The organism is Frigoribacterium sp. RIT-PI-h (assembly GCF_001297205.1).
Taxonomy (GTDB): domain Bacteria; phylum Actinomycetota; class Actinomycetes; order Actinomycetales; family Microbacteriaceae; genus Frigoribacterium.
This window is the reverse complement of the sequence record NZ_LHOZ01000039.1, coordinates 1-13,498: the sequence shown is the minus strand read 5'-3', so window position 1 is coordinate 13,498 and position 13,498 is coordinate 1. Positions and strand designations below refer to the sequence as shown.

At 72.5% G+C, this 13,498-nt stretch carries 16 protein-coding genes; 11 read left to right on the top strand and 5 right to left on the bottom strand.

From position 1 onward, the window contains the following. The first annotated feature begins 4 nt into the window (after positions 1 to 4). The 4 genes from AEQ27_RS03090 (at position 5) to AEQ27_RS03075 (ending at position 3,246) form a co-directional block, all read left to right on the top strand. Positions 5 to 829 (top strand): flagellin, encoded by an 825-nt coding sequence (locus AEQ27_RS03090; protein WP_054145357.1) that lies wholly within the window; start codon positions 5 to 7, stop codon positions 827 to 829. Between the two features lie 221 nt (positions 830 to 1,050). Beyond that, entirely contained in the window at positions 1,051 to 2,439 is a 1,389-nt protein-coding gene (fliD, locus tag AEQ27_RS03085; protein ID WP_054145356.1) for a flagellar filament capping protein FliD, read from the top strand. Next, positions 2,439 to 2,915, top strand: a complete 477-nt coding sequence (fliS, locus tag AEQ27_RS03080; RefSeq protein ID WP_082383197.1) for a flagellar export chaperone FliS — start codon at positions 2,439 to 2,441, stop codon at positions 2,913 to 2,915. Before fliD ends, fliS begins: the two co-directional genes overlap by 1 nt. Next, positions 2,905 to 3,246 carry a hypothetical protein gene (locus tag AEQ27_RS03075; protein WP_054145355.1) on the top strand — a complete coding sequence of 114 codons (342 nt, stop codon included), beginning with the start codon at positions 2,905 to 2,907 and terminating at the stop codon, positions 3,244 to 3,246. Before fliS ends, AEQ27_RS03075 begins: the two co-directional genes overlap by 11 nt. A gap of 30 nt (positions 3,247 to 3,276) precedes the next feature. Here the strand turns inward: AEQ27_RS03075 and AEQ27_RS03070 are convergent, their stop codons facing one another. Further along, a complete protein-coding gene (locus tag AEQ27_RS03070) occupies positions 3,277 to 4,806 on the bottom strand; it encodes a CitMHS family transporter (RefSeq protein WP_054145354.1) in 1,530 nt (509 codons plus the stop codon). Between the two features lie 288 nt (positions 4,807 to 5,094). Next, the gene (locus AEQ27_RS03065; RefSeq protein ID WP_054145353.1) at positions 5,095 to 5,565 is read right to left on the bottom strand and encodes a hypothetical protein; all 471 of its coding nucleotides are present in this window, start codon (positions 5,563 to 5,565) and stop codon (positions 5,095 to 5,097) included. A gap of 277 nt (positions 5,566 to 5,842) precedes the next feature. On the opposite strand from AEQ27_RS03065, the gene AEQ27_RS03060 reads away from it, so the two are divergent. Continuing rightward, on the top strand, positions 5,843 to 7,693 hold the full coding sequence (locus tag AEQ27_RS03060) for a sensor histidine kinase (protein WP_082383196.1): 1,851 nt from the start codon (positions 5,843 to 5,845) through the stop codon (positions 7,691 to 7,693). Further along, positions 7,690 to 8,400, top strand: a complete 711-nt coding sequence (locus tag AEQ27_RS03055; protein WP_054145352.1) for a response regulator — start codon at positions 7,690 to 7,692, stop codon at positions 8,398 to 8,400. The genes AEQ27_RS03060 and AEQ27_RS03055 overlap by 4 nt, the downstream gene beginning before the upstream one ends. A 146-nt stretch (positions 8,401 to 8,546) precedes the next feature. Here the strand turns inward: AEQ27_RS03055 and AEQ27_RS03050 are convergent, their stop codons facing one another. The 3 genes from AEQ27_RS03050 to AEQ27_RS03040 are packed head-to-tail and all read right to left on the bottom strand — an operon-like array spanning position 8,547 to position 9,446. Beyond that, entirely contained in the window at positions 8,547 to 8,771 is a 225-nt protein-coding gene (locus AEQ27_RS03050; protein WP_054145351.1) for a hypothetical protein, read from the bottom strand. After that, on the bottom strand, positions 8,768 to 9,169 hold the full coding sequence (locus AEQ27_RS03045; RefSeq protein ID WP_152970112.1) for a hypothetical protein: 402 nt from the start codon (positions 9,167 to 9,169) through the stop codon (positions 8,768 to 8,770). Before AEQ27_RS03045 ends, AEQ27_RS03050 begins: the two co-directional genes overlap by 4 nt. Continuing rightward, the gene (locus AEQ27_RS03040) at positions 9,162 to 9,446 is read right to left on the bottom strand and encodes a hypothetical protein (protein ID WP_054145349.1); all 285 of its coding nucleotides are present in this window, start codon (positions 9,444 to 9,446) and stop codon (positions 9,162 to 9,164) included. The genes AEQ27_RS03045 and AEQ27_RS03040 overlap by 8 nt, the downstream gene beginning before the upstream one ends. A 191-nt stretch (positions 9,447 to 9,637) precedes the next feature. On the opposite strand from AEQ27_RS03040, the gene AEQ27_RS03035 reads away from it, so the two are divergent. The 5 genes from AEQ27_RS03035 to fliG are packed head-to-tail and all read left to right on the top strand — an operon-like array spanning position 9,638 to position 13,476. Beyond that, positions 9,638 to 9,982, top strand: coding sequence for a flagellar basal body protein (locus tag AEQ27_RS03035; RefSeq protein ID WP_054145348.1), 345 nt, complete (start codon positions 9,638 to 9,640; stop codon positions 9,980 to 9,982). After that, positions 9,982 to 10,377, top strand: coding sequence for a flagellar basal body rod protein FlgC (locus tag AEQ27_RS03030; RefSeq protein ID WP_043596823.1), 396 nt, complete (start codon positions 9,982 to 9,984; stop codon positions 10,375 to 10,377). Before AEQ27_RS03035 ends, AEQ27_RS03030 begins: the two co-directional genes overlap by 1 nt. Beyond that, on the top strand, positions 10,377 to 10,733 hold the full coding sequence (fliE, locus tag AEQ27_RS03025; protein ID WP_054145347.1) for a flagellar hook-basal body complex protein FliE: 357 nt from the start codon (positions 10,377 to 10,379) through the stop codon (positions 10,731 to 10,733). Before AEQ27_RS03030 ends, fliE begins: the two co-directional genes overlap by 1 nt. Further along, entirely contained in the window at positions 10,733 to 12,424 is a 1,692-nt protein-coding gene (gene fliF, locus AEQ27_RS03020; protein ID WP_054145346.1) for a flagellar basal-body MS-ring/collar protein FliF, read from the top strand. The genes fliE and fliF overlap by 1 nt, the downstream gene beginning before the upstream one ends. After that, entirely contained in the window at positions 12,421 to 13,476 is a 1,056-nt protein-coding gene (fliG, locus tag AEQ27_RS03015; RefSeq protein ID WP_054145345.1) for a flagellar motor switch protein FliG, read from the top strand. The genes fliF and fliG overlap by 4 nt, the downstream gene beginning before the upstream one ends. Positions 13,477 to 13,498: the final 22 nt, after the last annotated feature.

Here is a 13,498-nt window from a genome sequence, read left to right as displayed (position 1 = left end):
CACCATGGGTATGCAGATCAACACCAACCTCGCGGCCAACAACACGTACCGCAACCTGAACGCCACGCAGAACGACCTGTCGAAGAGCCTCGAGAAGCTCTCGTCGGGTCTCCGCATCAACCGTGCCGCTGACGACGCGGCCGGCCTCGCGATCTCCGAGGGCCTGCGTTCGCAGGTCGGCGGACTGACCGTCGCCGCACGCAACGCCCAGGACGGCATCTCGGTCGTCCAGACCGCTGAAGGTGGCCTCACCGAGGTCCACTCGATCCTCCAGCGTGTCCGCGACCTCGCCGTCCAGTCGGGCAACGACTCGAACAACGCGGATGCCCGCACGGCGATCCAGACCGAGGTCACGGCCCTCGGCGACGAACTGACCCGCATCGGCAACTCGACCAACTTCAACGGCATCGACCTGCTGAACAGCACCGGTAGCCTGACGTTCCAGGTCGGTGCCGGCTCGACCGCGGCCAACGACCAGATCTCGGTGCAGCTGACCGACATCACGGCCGTCGCCACCGCCGTCAAGGCGCTCACGTTCGACTCGTCGGCCAACGCCCTCACGTCGATCGCCGCCATCGACACCCAGATCAAGGACGTGTCGTCGGCCCGTTCCGAGCTGGGTGCCGTGCAGAACCGCTTCGAGCACTCCATCGCGTCGACCAACGTCGCGAAGGAGAACCTCACGGCGGCCCAGTCGCGCATCCGCGACGTCGACATGGCCGAAGAGATGGTCAAGTACACGCGCTCCAACGTGCTCAGCCAGGCCGGCACCGCGATGCTGGCCCAGGCGAACCAGAGCAGCCAGGGCGTGCTGTCGCTCCTCCGCTAGTCCTAGCCGAGGAGGGTCCCGTGCTCCCAGCTCGGGCCTGACCCGTCGCTTCACCGCGGTCCGAGACCGGGTGGTGCCGAGGTCGCAGCTGATCCTGCGCCCTCGCTCCACCCGGTCTCGCCACGACCGCCCTGGTCGCGTCGCCCCCACGCACTCGATCTGCCCCCACCCGACCCGTCCCGACATCACCGCCGCATCCACACCCTCGACAGGAGCACCAGATGGCCTCGCTCGGCATCGACGGTCTCGTCAGCGGGCTCGACACCACGACGCTCATCAACACGTTGATGCAGTCCGAGGCCGTGCCGCAGACGATCCTGAAGAACAAGGCCACCGTCGGCCAGACGCTCGTCACGGCCCTGCAGGGTCTGAACACCAAGATCGCCGACCTGGCGACGCTCGCGACCTCGGCCGCCAAGCCCGGGTCGCTCTCGCTGTTCACCCCGACCAGCAGCTCGACGGCGGTGACGGCGACCACCGCGGCCGGGGCCGTCTCCGGATCGGTCGACCTCGTGGTCGGGGCGACAGCCTCGTCGAAGACCGCCGTGACCGCGGCCATGACCGCCTGGCCCGACTCGCCCCCCACCCTGACCTTCGTCTCGGCCGCCGGGGTCACGACCGAGGTGACCGCCGCCTCCTCGTCCCTCGACGACGTCGTGACCGCGATCAACGCCTCCACCGCCGGCGTCACGGCCGTCAAGGTCGCCTCGGGCAAGGACGCCTCGGGCGCCGTGCAGTACCGCCTCCAGCTCTCGAGCGAGAAGAGCGGCGCCGAGGGCGGGTTCGACGTCTACCGCGGCACGGCCGCCGACGTCGACGCCGGCACCGCGCCCGACCTGATCGCCCAGCCCGGTGCCGCCGTGATCTCGCAGGCTCGTGACGCCTCGATCACGCTGTGGGCGGGAACGGCGGCCGAGCAGGTCGTCACCAGCAGCAGCAACACGTTCACCGACGTGCTGCCGGGTGTCTCGGTCACGGTCTCCGCCGTGACCACCGCACCCGTCCACCTCTCGATCGCCCGCGACGCGACGGCCGCCACCAAGGTCGCGACCGACCTGATCGCCGGTGTCAACGCCGCCCTGGGCCTGATCAGCACCAAGAGCGCGGCCACGACCTCGACCAGCGCGACGGGGACGACGACCGTCACCGCCGGCGTCTTCGGCGGCAACTCGACCACTCGCGGCATCACGCAGCGCCTGACCGATGCCGTGCTCAGTCCTGTCGACGGTCAGTCGCCGAGCACCATCGGCATCTCGATCGACGCGAAGACCGGCCAGTTCGCGGTCGACGTCACGAAGTTCGCAGCCGCCCTCGCCGCCGACCCCGACAAGGTGCAGGCGACGATGAGTGCGATCGCCGCGCGGGTGGCTTCGACGTCCACGGCCGTCTCGGACAAGTTCGACGGCTCGCTGACGAAGGTCATCACCGGTCAGCAGTCGGTCGTCAGAGACCTCACCGACCGTGTCAGCGAGTGGGACGACCGCCTGGCGTCCCGCCGGGCGAACCTGCAGAAGACCTACTCGGCCCTCGAGGTCTCGCTCAGTGCGCTGACCGCCCAGCAGAGCTACATCACCGGCCAGCTCGCCAGCCTCTCGTCGAGCAGCAGCTGATGGACGCCACCTCGTTCGCCGCCTTCGCCGCGGCCTCGGCCGGCCCCTCGGCCGTCGTGCAGAAGCAGCGCGCCCAGTACACGAGCGACGCCGTGTTGTCCGCGACGCCCGTGCAGCTGGTCACGATGCTCTACGACCGCCTCATGCTCGACCTGTCACGCGCCGAGGCCGCGCAGGTCGCCGCCGACTGGGGCACCGCCTCCGAGCAGTTGCTGCACGCCCAGGCGATCATCGCCGAGCTGTCGTCGTCGCTCAAGATCGACGTCTGGGACGGCGGCGAGGGCCTGCTCGCCCTGTACACCTACACGTCGACCGCCCTGGTCAACGCCAACGTGCACCGGGACGTCGCGCAGACCCGCGAGGTCACCGGGCTGCTCGAGCCGCTGCGCCAGGCCTGGCACGAGGCCGCGGCCTCGCTGCAGGCCGGTGCCGCCTCGACCGTCCCGGGCCTGGCCGGAGGCTTCGGTGTCGCCTAGGACCGAGCGGACGCACGCCGCCTGGCGCGCGGCCCTGGACGAGCTGGAGGCGCTGGTCGCCGAGGCGGACGCCTCGCTTCCCGCAGGGGACGCCGACACGGCGACCTCGACGGCGGCGACCCCGCCTCGACGCTGGACGCCCCCCACGGGGCTGGGCCCGTTGCCGCAGGACCTGGCGACCCGCGCCTCCTCGTTGGCCGAGCGCCAGCGCGGCGTCATCGGCCGCCTCGAGGCCGCCCGGGCCGCCGTGCTGCAGCACCTCGGCGCCGTCCGCACCGTCGAGGCCTCGCACGAGCCCTCGCGCCCGGTCTACCTCGACGCCACCGGCTGAGGCAGAGCACGGCCCGGCCCGGCCGGAGCCTCAGCCGAAGGGGATGACCCCGACGACGACGGCGACGACGAGCATCACGACCGAGACGACGGCCGCCCGCCAGAGGACCTTCTTGTGGTGGTCGCCGAGGTTGACGTTCGCGAGGCTGACCAGCAGCAGGATCGCCGGTACGAGCGGGCTCTGCAGGTGCACGGGCTGGCCGATCACCGAGGCCCGGGCCATCTCGACCGGCTCGATGCCGAACGCCGCGGCGCTCTGGGCGAGCACGGGCAGGATGCCGAAGTAGAACGCGTCGTTGCTCATGAAGAAGGTGAGCGGCAGGCTGAGCAACCCCGTGATGACGGCCAGGTACGGGCCCATCTCGTTCGGGATCACCTGCACGAGCCACTGCGCCATGGCGTCGACCATGCCCGTGCCGTTGAGGACGCCGATCAGCACGCCGGCGGCGAAGACCATCGAGACGACGCCGACGATGCTCGGCGCGTGGGCGACGATCTCGGCCGACTGCTGCTTCACCTTCGGGAAGTTGATCAGCAGGGCGACCGCGACGCCGACCATGAACACGTAGGCCAGGGGGAAGAGGTCGAGCACGAGCAGCACCATCACCACGACGGTCAGCGCGAAGTTGAACCAGATCAGCTTGGGGCGCAGGGTCTCGCGGGTGGGGTCGAGCATGGTGTCGGCCAGGGTGCCGCTCATCGGCGTGCCGTTCTCGCTGCCGCCGGTGCCGCCGGGGTTGTCGACCGCGCGCTCGCCGGGGGCGTCCGCCCGGCTGCCGTCGGCGCGACCGCCGCGCAGGCCCAGGGCGACCGTGGGGCTGGTGAACATCGACACGCCGACGCCCGCCTTGCCCGGTCCGCCACCGCGGGCGGCCGTGGCCAGCTCGCGTGACAGGGGGGACATCTTCTCGGCCGCGGCGGCCAGCACCGATCCGCCGAGTTCGACCGTGCCGAGGCGGCGGCGCTCGCGCAGGCCCATCAGCCAGGCGAACACGAACACGATGACGAGGCCCGTGATGAGCGACGGCACGAGCGGCACGAAGATGTCGGACGGCGCGACGTTGAGTGCGGCGGCGGCGCGCACGGTCGGCCCACCCCAGGGGACGATGTTGAGCGTGCCGTTGGCGAGGCCCGCGACGCAGGTCAGCACGACCGGGCTCATGCCGAGCTTGAGGTAGATCGGCAGCATGGCGGCGGTCGTCACGATGAACGTGGTCGACCCGTCGCCGTCGAGCGAGACGGCCCCGGCCAGCAGTGCCGTACCGAGCACGATCTTCGCGGGGTCGTTGCCGGTGACGCGGAGGATGAAGCGCACGAGCGGGTCGAACAGCCCGACGTCGATCATCAGCCCGAAGTACATGATCGCGAACATCAGCAACGCCGCGGTCGGGGCCAGGTCGCCGATCGCCTCGATCACCATGTCGCCGATGCCGAGGCCGGCCCCCGCGAACAGGCCGAAGATGGTCGGCACCATGATCAGGGCGAGCATCGGCGAGAGCCGCTTGGTCATGATCAGCACCATGAAGGTGGCGATCATCAGATAACCGAGGATGACGAGCATCAGGACTCCTTCGTCCGGTTCGTGTGTCCGGGCACGCTAGCCGCGCCTCCCGACCCGCGTCGCGCTTGTGCGCATTGGCCGACTATCGCGCGTTGGCACCGTTCTGCGCGTTCTGCTCAAGGGGGCCGCGCCTCCTGGTCCGTCGCCTGCCGACCCGACCCGACCCGACCCGACCCGCACCTGGCCCCGGCACGACACCGCGTTCCGTGCACGACACCGCGTTCCGTGCACGACACCGCGACCAAACGCGGTGCGGTGCACGAGAGGCGGTGCAGTGGTGGCGGGACGTCACCCGGCGGGCGGCCCTGCGGCCCGGCGGGCCAGCCTCCGCACCATGAGGGCACAGGCCCCGAAGGCGGCCGCACCGAGCGCCAGCAGCGTCAGGCCGACCACAAGCATCCACGGGGCGCCTCCCGAGACGATCCGGGCGAGTGTCAGACCGAGCCCGACCGCGACGATGGTGAAGACGACGGCCATGACCGGCTCCGACCAGGTCTGACCGACGAGGTCACGCCGCTCGACCGGGAGGCCGTCGTCCTGTCGTCGGGCAGCGAGCTGCCACCGGTCCCGGATCTCGAGGCCGATGACGGGCCCCCACATGATCGCCCCGCCGCTGCCGGTCTCGAGCACGATCGCCACGCCCAGCGTGACGAGCGTCCCGGCCAGGAACCACCACGGGAACACCGTGCGCAGCGGGACCACACGTCTCACCCGGCCGCCCCGGGTCCGGTGCGGCTGCGGCTGCGGCTCGGTCGTCATGGCCCGAGCCTAGGCAGCGTCCGGCCGATCCGCCCACGGCCCCGCAGGTCGTGCGCCGCACCCCGACTAGTCGGGGGGCGGGGCACGAAATGCGGTGCGAGGGCGGTGGAGCGTGCCGCTCGGCGCGCGGCCGGCGGGCGGGCCGGGACCCGCGGGGGCGCGGGGCGCGGCCGGCCCGCCCGGGACCCCGGCCGACGTGACCGCCCACAGCTCACCACGGGGGCGCCGCACGCAGGCGAGCCGTCGGGCGGGGGCGCGAGGCGAGCCGGGGCTGGCGGTGACGTCGCGCCTCCGGAAGCGGCGTTTCGCCACCGAGGGGCTGCTGCTGCAGCTCGCCGGCGTCACCGCCATCGTGCTGCTGACCAGCGCCGTCTTCGCGACGATCGCCGTCCAGCGCCTGGCGCGCGAGGCCGAGTCGACGGCGCTCGCCGTGGCGCAGAGCGTCGCGAGCGACGCCGACGTCCGCGAGCAGGTCGCGCTGCTGAGCGTCGACGGCACCGAGATCGACCAGGAGGCGCTGGCCGGGGGAGCCCTGCAGCGCACCGCGGTCGCGGCCCAGCAGCGCACCGGGGCGCTCTTCGTCGTCGTGACCGACGACCGCGGGGTGCGGCTGGCGCCCCCGGACCCCTCCCGCATCGGCGAGCGCGTCAGCACCAGCCCGGACGCCGCCCTGCGCGGGGAGGAGGTCGTCGCCTGGGAGCGCGGCACGCTCGGCGACTCGGCCCGCGCGAAGGTGCCGATCTACGCGCCGGGCGTCCCGGCCGGCGCGGCGTCGGCGGGGGCCGGCCCCGCGGCGGGCGTCGCGGGCGGGGTCAGCGTCGGCTACGCGCCGGCCCGGGTCTACGACACGCTCGTCCAGGACGCCCTGCCCGTCGTCGGGGTGGCCGTGCTGGCCCTCGCGCTCGGCGTCGTCGCGTCGGTCCTGATCCGTCGGCGGCTCGACCGGGCGACCCTCGGGCTGCAGCCGGAAGAACTGTCGACCCTCGTGCAGAACCAGCAGGCCGTGCTCGGCGGGGTCGGCGAGGGCGTGCTCGCGGTGTCGCGCGAGGGCGTGGTGACGGTGTGCAACGACCAGGCCGCCCGACTGCTGGGGCTCGACGCGGGCGCCGTGGTGGGGGAGCCGCTCGACGGGCTCGACCTTCCGGAGGGGCTCGTCGCGCTGCTCGGCTCGAGCGGTCGGCTCGACGACGTCGAGGCGATCCCGGCAGGAACGCCGGTCGGCCCCACGACCGGCACGACGCTCGTGGTCGACCACCACGTGCTGCTCGTCGACGTGCGCCCGGTGTCGCGCGACGGGGTCGACCTCGGCCGGGTCGCGGTGGTGCGCGACCGCACGGCCGTCGAGGCCCTGACGCGTCGGCTCGACGCCGTCGGCGCGATGACCACGGCCCTCCGCGCACAGCGACACGAGTTCGCCAACCGGTTGCACGCCCTGTCGGGGATGCTCGAGCTCGGTCGTTCCGAGCAGGCCCGCGCCTACCTCGCCGACGTGCTCGACCACGGGCCGCTGCGCTACCCCGTCGCCCACGCCGACCGGTTGACCGAGCCGTACCTGCAGGCGTTCCTCGGGGCGAAGGGCGTCGAGGCGGCCGAACGGGGCGTGCTGCTGAAGCTCGGACCCGAGACGCTCGTCACGGGGTCGGTCGTCGAGCCCGGCGACGTCACGACCGTGCTCGGCAACCTGGTCGACAACGCGGTGCGGGCCGCCGTGGCCGGCCGCGTCACCCCCGCCTGGATCGAGGTCGAGGTGCTGGACGACGGCACCGACCTGCACCTGTCGGTGATGGACTCGGGGGACGGCGTCGCCGACGCGGGGCAGCTGTTCGACCGCGGGCCGCACGGTGCCGACGTCGAGGCCGACCCTGCACGCGTGCACGGTCTGGGCTTCGGGCTGCCGCTGTCGCGCGACATCGCCCGGCGCCGGGGCGGCGACGTCTGGCTCGGCTCGCCGGGCGGTGCCGGGCACGGTGCGGTGTTCTGCGCGAAGCTCGTGGGTGCGGTCTCGAGCGAGGCGGTGGCGACGGACGCGTCCGGGGCGGCCCGCGCCCCCTCGTCCACCGACGCGCCGCACGACCGGGCCGACCCGCGCACCGGCAGTCCCCGCAGCCCCGAGAGGACCACCCCGTGACGACCGTTTTCACCGTGCTCGTGGTCGACGACGCCCTCTACGTCGCCGACCTGCACCGTCGCCAGGTCGAGCAGCTGCCCGGCCTGCGGGCGCTGCCGGCCGTCGGCACGGTCGCCGAGGTGCGCCGCGTCCTCGCCGAACGGTCCGTCGACCTGCTGCTGCTCGACGTGCACCTGCCCGACGGCAGCGGCCTCGACCTGCTGCGCGAGGTCGACGTCGACGCGTTCGTGCTCAGCGCCGCGTCGGATGCCACGACCGTGCGGCAGGCCTTGCGGCGCGGGGCGCTGGGCTACCTGATCAAGCCCTTCGCGTCGGGCGCGCTCGTCGACCGGCTGCGTGCCTACCAGCGGTACCGCAACGTGCTCGACGAGCGGACGGCCGTGGACCAGGAGGCGCTCGAACGGGCCCTGCGCATCCTCCATTCCGGCGACGCGGCGAAGGCGGCCTCGCCGTCGCGGTCGGCGACCGAGCAGGCGGTGCTCGAGCAGTTCGGCGCGGAGGCCGGTGCCGGTGCCGGTGCCGGTGCCGCCGGCGGGGCCGACGTCGCACCGCTCGAGCTCTCGGCGGCGGACGTCGCCGCCCGGGTCGGGGTCTCTCGCGCGACGGCCCAGCGCTACCTCGCGGCGCTCGCCGCCGACGGCCTCGTCACGATGAAGCTCAGCTACGGCACCACCGGCCGCCCCGAGCACCGCTACTCGCGCCCCTGACGCGACCCGCGCCTCCTGCCCGTCGCCCTGCCGCCGCATCGCACCGCCGACTGAAGGCCGCACCGCCCACTTCGGCGGTGCGACGTCCAGTCGGCGGCGCGATGCGCCCCCTTGTCAGGCGTGCAGCCGAGGAGGCGCGGCTCGGCTCAGTCCGCGGGTGCGGTCTCGACGAGCGCGACCACCCGGTCGACGAGGTCTTCGGCACGTCGGCCGGTGTCTTCGATGGAGGTGGGCGACCTCACCGTGGGCGGCTCGTCGACCGTCGGTCCGACGACGCCGAGGAGGACGTAGTTCTGCCCGGGCGACGCGCCGTCGTCCCCGGCCTGCACGGTCAGCTCGAAGCCGTCGTAGCGGTCCTCGTCCGAGGTCAACGTGACCCAGCGGCCTCCCGCGTTCGATGTCTCCCGATCGAGACCCACGTCCAGCCGTCCGCGACGCGGGTGTCGATCACCGACTCGGCGATCTCGAGCTGGGGTGCGTCCGGCACGAGGTTCACGTACCGAAGCACCCGCCACTCCTGGATGCTGCCGTCGGCGCCGCCCGCCGAGCCGCCGATCGCCGCCGCGCTGTCCTCCTGGGTCTCGCCGCTCGCCACGCGCGTCGGGTCGATCTGGGCTTGGAGGCCGCCGATCAATTCCGTGGCGACCGCGCCGGTCTCCTCGAGGGTCCATCCGTCGTCCGCATCGTGAGGGCCCGTCGTTCCCGTGCTGCACGCCGTGAGGAGGGCGAGGCCCAGCACCACGAGGCAGAGCACTCGGCGATCACCCACGGAGGCTCACGAACCACCAGAGCGACGCGATCTCGGCGGGCTGCCGCTGGAGGCCGATCCACAAGCCGACCGGCCACAGGAGCAGGGGCAGCACGACCCCGACCGCGACCGCCGCGACCACGAGCGCGAGGAACACGAGCCCGACCAAGGCGCCGACCGACCGGCGGCCCAGAGCATCCTCCGCAGCCGCCTCGTCGTCGTCCACGACGATCTTCTCGTCCGGGTCGGGAGCGTGCTCGTCCCCGACGCCCAGCAGTCGTCGGCCGTCCTCGTCCATGCGCGCGCCTCCGTCCCCCGGTCCTGGGCGCGACGCTAGCAGCAGCGGGCGTGCGCCCCCACTACGGGGCAGCTGCCCGCGCACCGCTTACGCCGCCCCGCGCCCCGCCGATAGAGCGCCGTGAGCACGGATCGCTCGCACACCCGGCCACGGATCGGCCACCGCACTCCACCGACCCCACCGGGACAGGCATGCCACTCGAATCCGTGACGCAAGCGGCGCTGCAGAGCGCCCTCGACGGTCTCTCGCTGCGACAGAAGACGATCGCCGCGAACATCGCCAACGTCAACACCCCGAACTACACCGCCAAGCGGGTGCAGTTCGAGGAGGCACTGGGCAGGTCGGTCGCGGCCGGCAGCGGAGCGGTCCAGGCGTCCACGTCGCGCAGCCTCGAGCCCACGCGCCTCGACGGCAACAACGTCAACCTCGACACCGAGACCCTGTCGAACGTCGACACCGTGCTGCGGTACCAGTTCGCCACGCAGGCCATGAACTCCGAGCTGACGGCCGTGCGCGCCGCGTTCCGGACGAACTGATGACCGCCTTCGACGCGATCGGCATCGCGAGCACCGGCCTGACCGTGCACCGCAAGTGGCTCGACGCCGTCTCGGACAACATCGCCAACGTCAACACCGTGAAGTCGATGGACGACACCGCCTTCCAGGCCCGCTACGTCGAGGTGCAGGAGGGTGCCGGCACCTCGGGGGTCTTCGTCAAGGCCGACCGCTACGGCAGCGAGGCCGGCCGCGTCACCTACCTCCCAGACCACCCGCTCGCCGACGCCGAGGGATACGTGCGCATGCCCGACATCGACCTCGGCGCCCAGATGGGCGACCTGATCATGGCGCAGCGTGGCTACCAGGCCAACGCCGCCGTGGTCGACCGTGCCAAGACGGCCTACGAGGCCGCACTCCAGATCGGACGTGGCTGATGCCCATCGCAGGAATCCAGGCCCTCGGGGCCGTGCAGCAGAGCGGCTACGCCGACGTGAGCGCGCTCATGAAGGCCGACGGCGCGTCCGACGTGACGGGCGCGACCGGCGCGACCGGCGCCTCCCCGGTCTCGGGCGCGACCTTCGGCGCGACCATGACCGGTGCCGTCGAGGGCCTGCAGCAGCTGCAGTCCGAGTCGAAGACCCTCGCGGTCAAGGCCGTCACGGGTGACCTGACCGACATCCACGACGCGACCATCGCCGCGACGCGTGCCCAGGTCACGCTCGAGCTGGTCAGCGCCGTCCGCAACAAGGGCGTCGACGCCTTCAACGAGATCATGAGGATGCAGGCCTGATGCCCACCGCCGTCAAGGGCCAGCTCGCCAAGCTCGGCGCCGCCCTCCAGAGCTTCACGGTCGCGCAGCGCACGATCGCCGTCATCCTGCTCGCCGCCCTGGTGCTCGGCGTCGTCGCGCTCGTCAGCTGGCTGGGCAAGCCCACCTACACGCCGCTGTTCAGCGGCATCGACCCGACCGACGCGAGCGCCATCGTCGAACTGCTGCAGACCGACGGCGTGCCGTACCAGCTGACCGCCGGCGGCGGCACGATCCTCGTGCCCGAGGACGTCGTCTACGACGAGCGCCTCAAGGCCGCGGCCGCCGGACTGCCCGCCGCGAGCTCGGGCGGCGGCTACTCGCTGCTCGACACGATGGGCGTCACCTCGTCCGAGTTCCAGCAGAACGTCACCTACAAGCGCGCCATCGAGGGCGAACTCGCCAACACGATCAAGGCGATGGACGGCGTCAAGAACGCCAGCGTGCAGCTCGCGATCCCCGAGGAGTCGGTGTTCGTCGCCGAGCAGCGCGACCCGACCGCCTCGGTGTTCGTCGAGACCCAGGCCGGCGCGACGCTGGACTCGAAGCAGGTGCAGGCCATCGTCAACCTGACCAGCGCCTCCGTCGACGGCATGAAGGCGACCGACGTCGCCGTCACCGACGCCTCGGGCACGGTGCTGTCGGCCGTCGGCAGCGGAGCGGTCGGAGGCGCGGACGGCGACGCGAGCGACTACGAGTCCAAGGTCCAGGCGTCGGTGCAGGCGATGCTCGACAAGATGGTGGGCCCCGGCAACTCGTCCGTCGTGGTGGCAGCCGACCTCGACCAGAGCTCGGGCACCAAGGTGACCGAGTCGTTCTCGCAGCCGACCTCGGGGCCGATCGCCCTCAACGAGTCGGGCACCACCGAGCAGTACGGCTCGGGGGCGGACGGGGCGAACGGCACCGGCGCGACCGGCGTGCTCGGCCCGGACAACATCGCGGTGCCGAACGGCACCGCCGCCGACGGCACGACCACCGCGGGCACCGGCACCGACGGGGGATACACGAACGAGTCGACGACCAAGAACAACGCCGTCGACAAGGTGACCGAGAGCCTCAACGTGCCGGCCGGCGAGGTCAGCCGGCAGACCGTGTCGGTCGCGCTGAACTCGGCCGCGGCCAACGGGGTCAACATGCAGAGCGTGCGGGACCTCGTCGGTGCCGCCGCCGGCATCGACGCCGCCCGCGGCGACACCGTCCAGGTCGCCCAGGTCGACTTCGACACCTCGGCTGCTGACGCCGCCGCCGAGGCGCTCAAGGCCGCCGACGCGGCGAGCGCGAGCGAGGCGATGTGGGGCACCATCCGAACGGTCGGCATCGTCGCGGCCATCGCGATCGCCGCGATCGTGGGACTGATCGTCTTCGCCCGCCGCAGCCGCCGCCAGGACCGCGAGGACGTCGACCTCGGCGAGCTCGCCCCGCAGAACGGTGCCCAGACCTGGGACGCCACGATGCCGCTGTCGCTCGACGACGCCGTCGCCACCTCGCGGCTGACGCTGCCCGGCATGGGCGAGGCGAAGACCGAGTTGCTCGACGTCGACGCCCCGACGCCGTCGCCCGAGTTCGTCTCGGCCGAGCGCCGCCGCGCCGAGATCGACGCGATGGCCGAGCGCGACCCGGGCAAGACCGCCGAGTTGCTGCGCGGCCTGATGGACGACCGGCAGCCCGCATGAGCCTCGTCCCCACCACCTTCGGCGCCCCGGCGGCCCCCGGCGTCGGCAAGCCGCTGACCGGCCCGCAGAAGGTCGCGGTCATCCTGATGCAGATGGACCAGGCCCGGGCGGCCGCGGTCATGAAGGAGTTCAGCGAGGTCGAGGCCGAGGAGATCGCGGCCGAGATCGTGCGGCTGCGTCGCGTCGACCCGTCGCTCGCCGAGGCCACCGTGGCCGAGTTCCACGACCTCAGCGTCAGCGGCCGTTACCAGCGCCGCGGCGGGCACGACGTCGCCGTCGGTCTGCTCGAGGCGTCGTTCGGCTCGGAACGTGCCGCCGGCGTCATGGAGCGCATGGCGTCGAACATGGCCGGCAAGTCGTTCGAGTTCCTCGACGAGGCCGAGGCCGGTCAGGTGGTGACGCTGCTCGACGGCGAGCTGCCGCAGACCATCGCCCTGGTGCTCGCCCACCTGCGGCCGCAGCAGGCCTCCGCCGTGATGTCCGGCCTGGACGTCGAGCTGCGCGCCGACGTCGCCCAGGCCATCGCGACGATGGGCACGGCCACCCCCGAGTCCGTCGGCATCGTCGCGGCCACCCTCAAGGTGCGGGCCGGCGCCGTCGTCGCCCCGCGCGAGCAGGTCGAGGTCGTCGGGGGCATCCAGCCGCTGATCGAGATCCTCAACCGCAGCGACGTGGCGACCGAGAAGGCGCTGCTCGAAGGTCTCGACGAACGTGACCCCGAGCTGGCCGAGGAGGTCCGCTCGCGCATGCTGACCTTCGAGGACATCGTCAAGCTCGAGTCGCGCGACATCCAGCAGGTGCTGCGCGGCATCGACGCGGCCATCCTCGCCACGGCGATGAAGGGCGCACCGACCGCGGTGACCGAGGTCATCCGCGGCAACGTCTCCGAGCGCAACCGCGAGTTGCTGGACGACGAGCTGCAGTCGATGGGTCCGGTCCGCAAGTCGCAGATCGAGGAGGCGCGGGCGTCGGTCGTGCGCGCCATCCGCGAACTCGAGGCGATGGGCGCGATCACCATGCACCGCTCCGACGACGACGCCCTCGTCGAGTAGCCCGGCCCCCACCGACCACCCC

Excerpts from the sequence above, each read along its gene's own strand:
- AEQ27_RS03070 (WP_054145354.1), bottom strand. The coding sequence starts at position 4,806 with ATGCTCGTCATCCTCGGTTATCTGATGATCGCCACCTTCATGGTGCTG.
- AEQ27_RS03030 (WP_043596823.1), top strand. The coding sequence starts at position 9,982 with ATGACCGCCTTCGACGCGATCGGCATCGCGAGCACCGGCCTGACCGTG.
- AEQ27_RS03035 (WP_054145348.1), top strand. The coding sequence starts at position 9,638 with ATGCCACTCGAATCCGTGACGCAAGCGGCGCTGCAGAGCGCCCTCGAC.
- AEQ27_RS03040 (WP_054145349.1), bottom strand. The coding sequence starts at position 9,446 with ATGGACGAGGACGGCCGACGACTGCTGGGCGTCGGGGACGAGCACGCT.
- AEQ27_RS03090 (WP_054145357.1), top strand. The coding sequence starts at position 5 with ATGGGTATGCAGATCAACACCAACCTCGCGGCCAACAACACGTACCGC.
- fliE (WP_054145347.1), top strand. The coding sequence starts at position 10,377 with ATGCCCATCGCAGGAATCCAGGCCCTCGGGGCCGTGCAGCAGAGCGGC.
- fliG (WP_054145345.1), top strand. The coding sequence starts at position 12,421 with ATGAGCCTCGTCCCCACCACCTTCGGCGCCCCGGCGGCCCCCGGCGTC.
- fliD (WP_054145356.1), top strand. The coding sequence starts at position 1,051 with ATGGCCTCGCTCGGCATCGACGGTCTCGTCAGCGGGCTCGACACCACG.
- AEQ27_RS03065 (WP_054145353.1), bottom strand. The coding sequence starts at position 5,565 with ATGACGACCGAGCCGCAGCCGCAGCCGCACCGGACCCGGGGCGGCCGG.
- fliF (WP_054145346.1), top strand. The coding sequence starts at position 10,733 with ATGCCCACCGCCGTCAAGGGCCAGCTCGCCAAGCTCGGCGCCGCCCTC.
- fliS (WP_082383197.1), top strand. The coding sequence starts at position 2,439 with ATGGACGCCACCTCGTTCGCCGCCTTCGCCGCGGCCTCGGCCGGCCCC.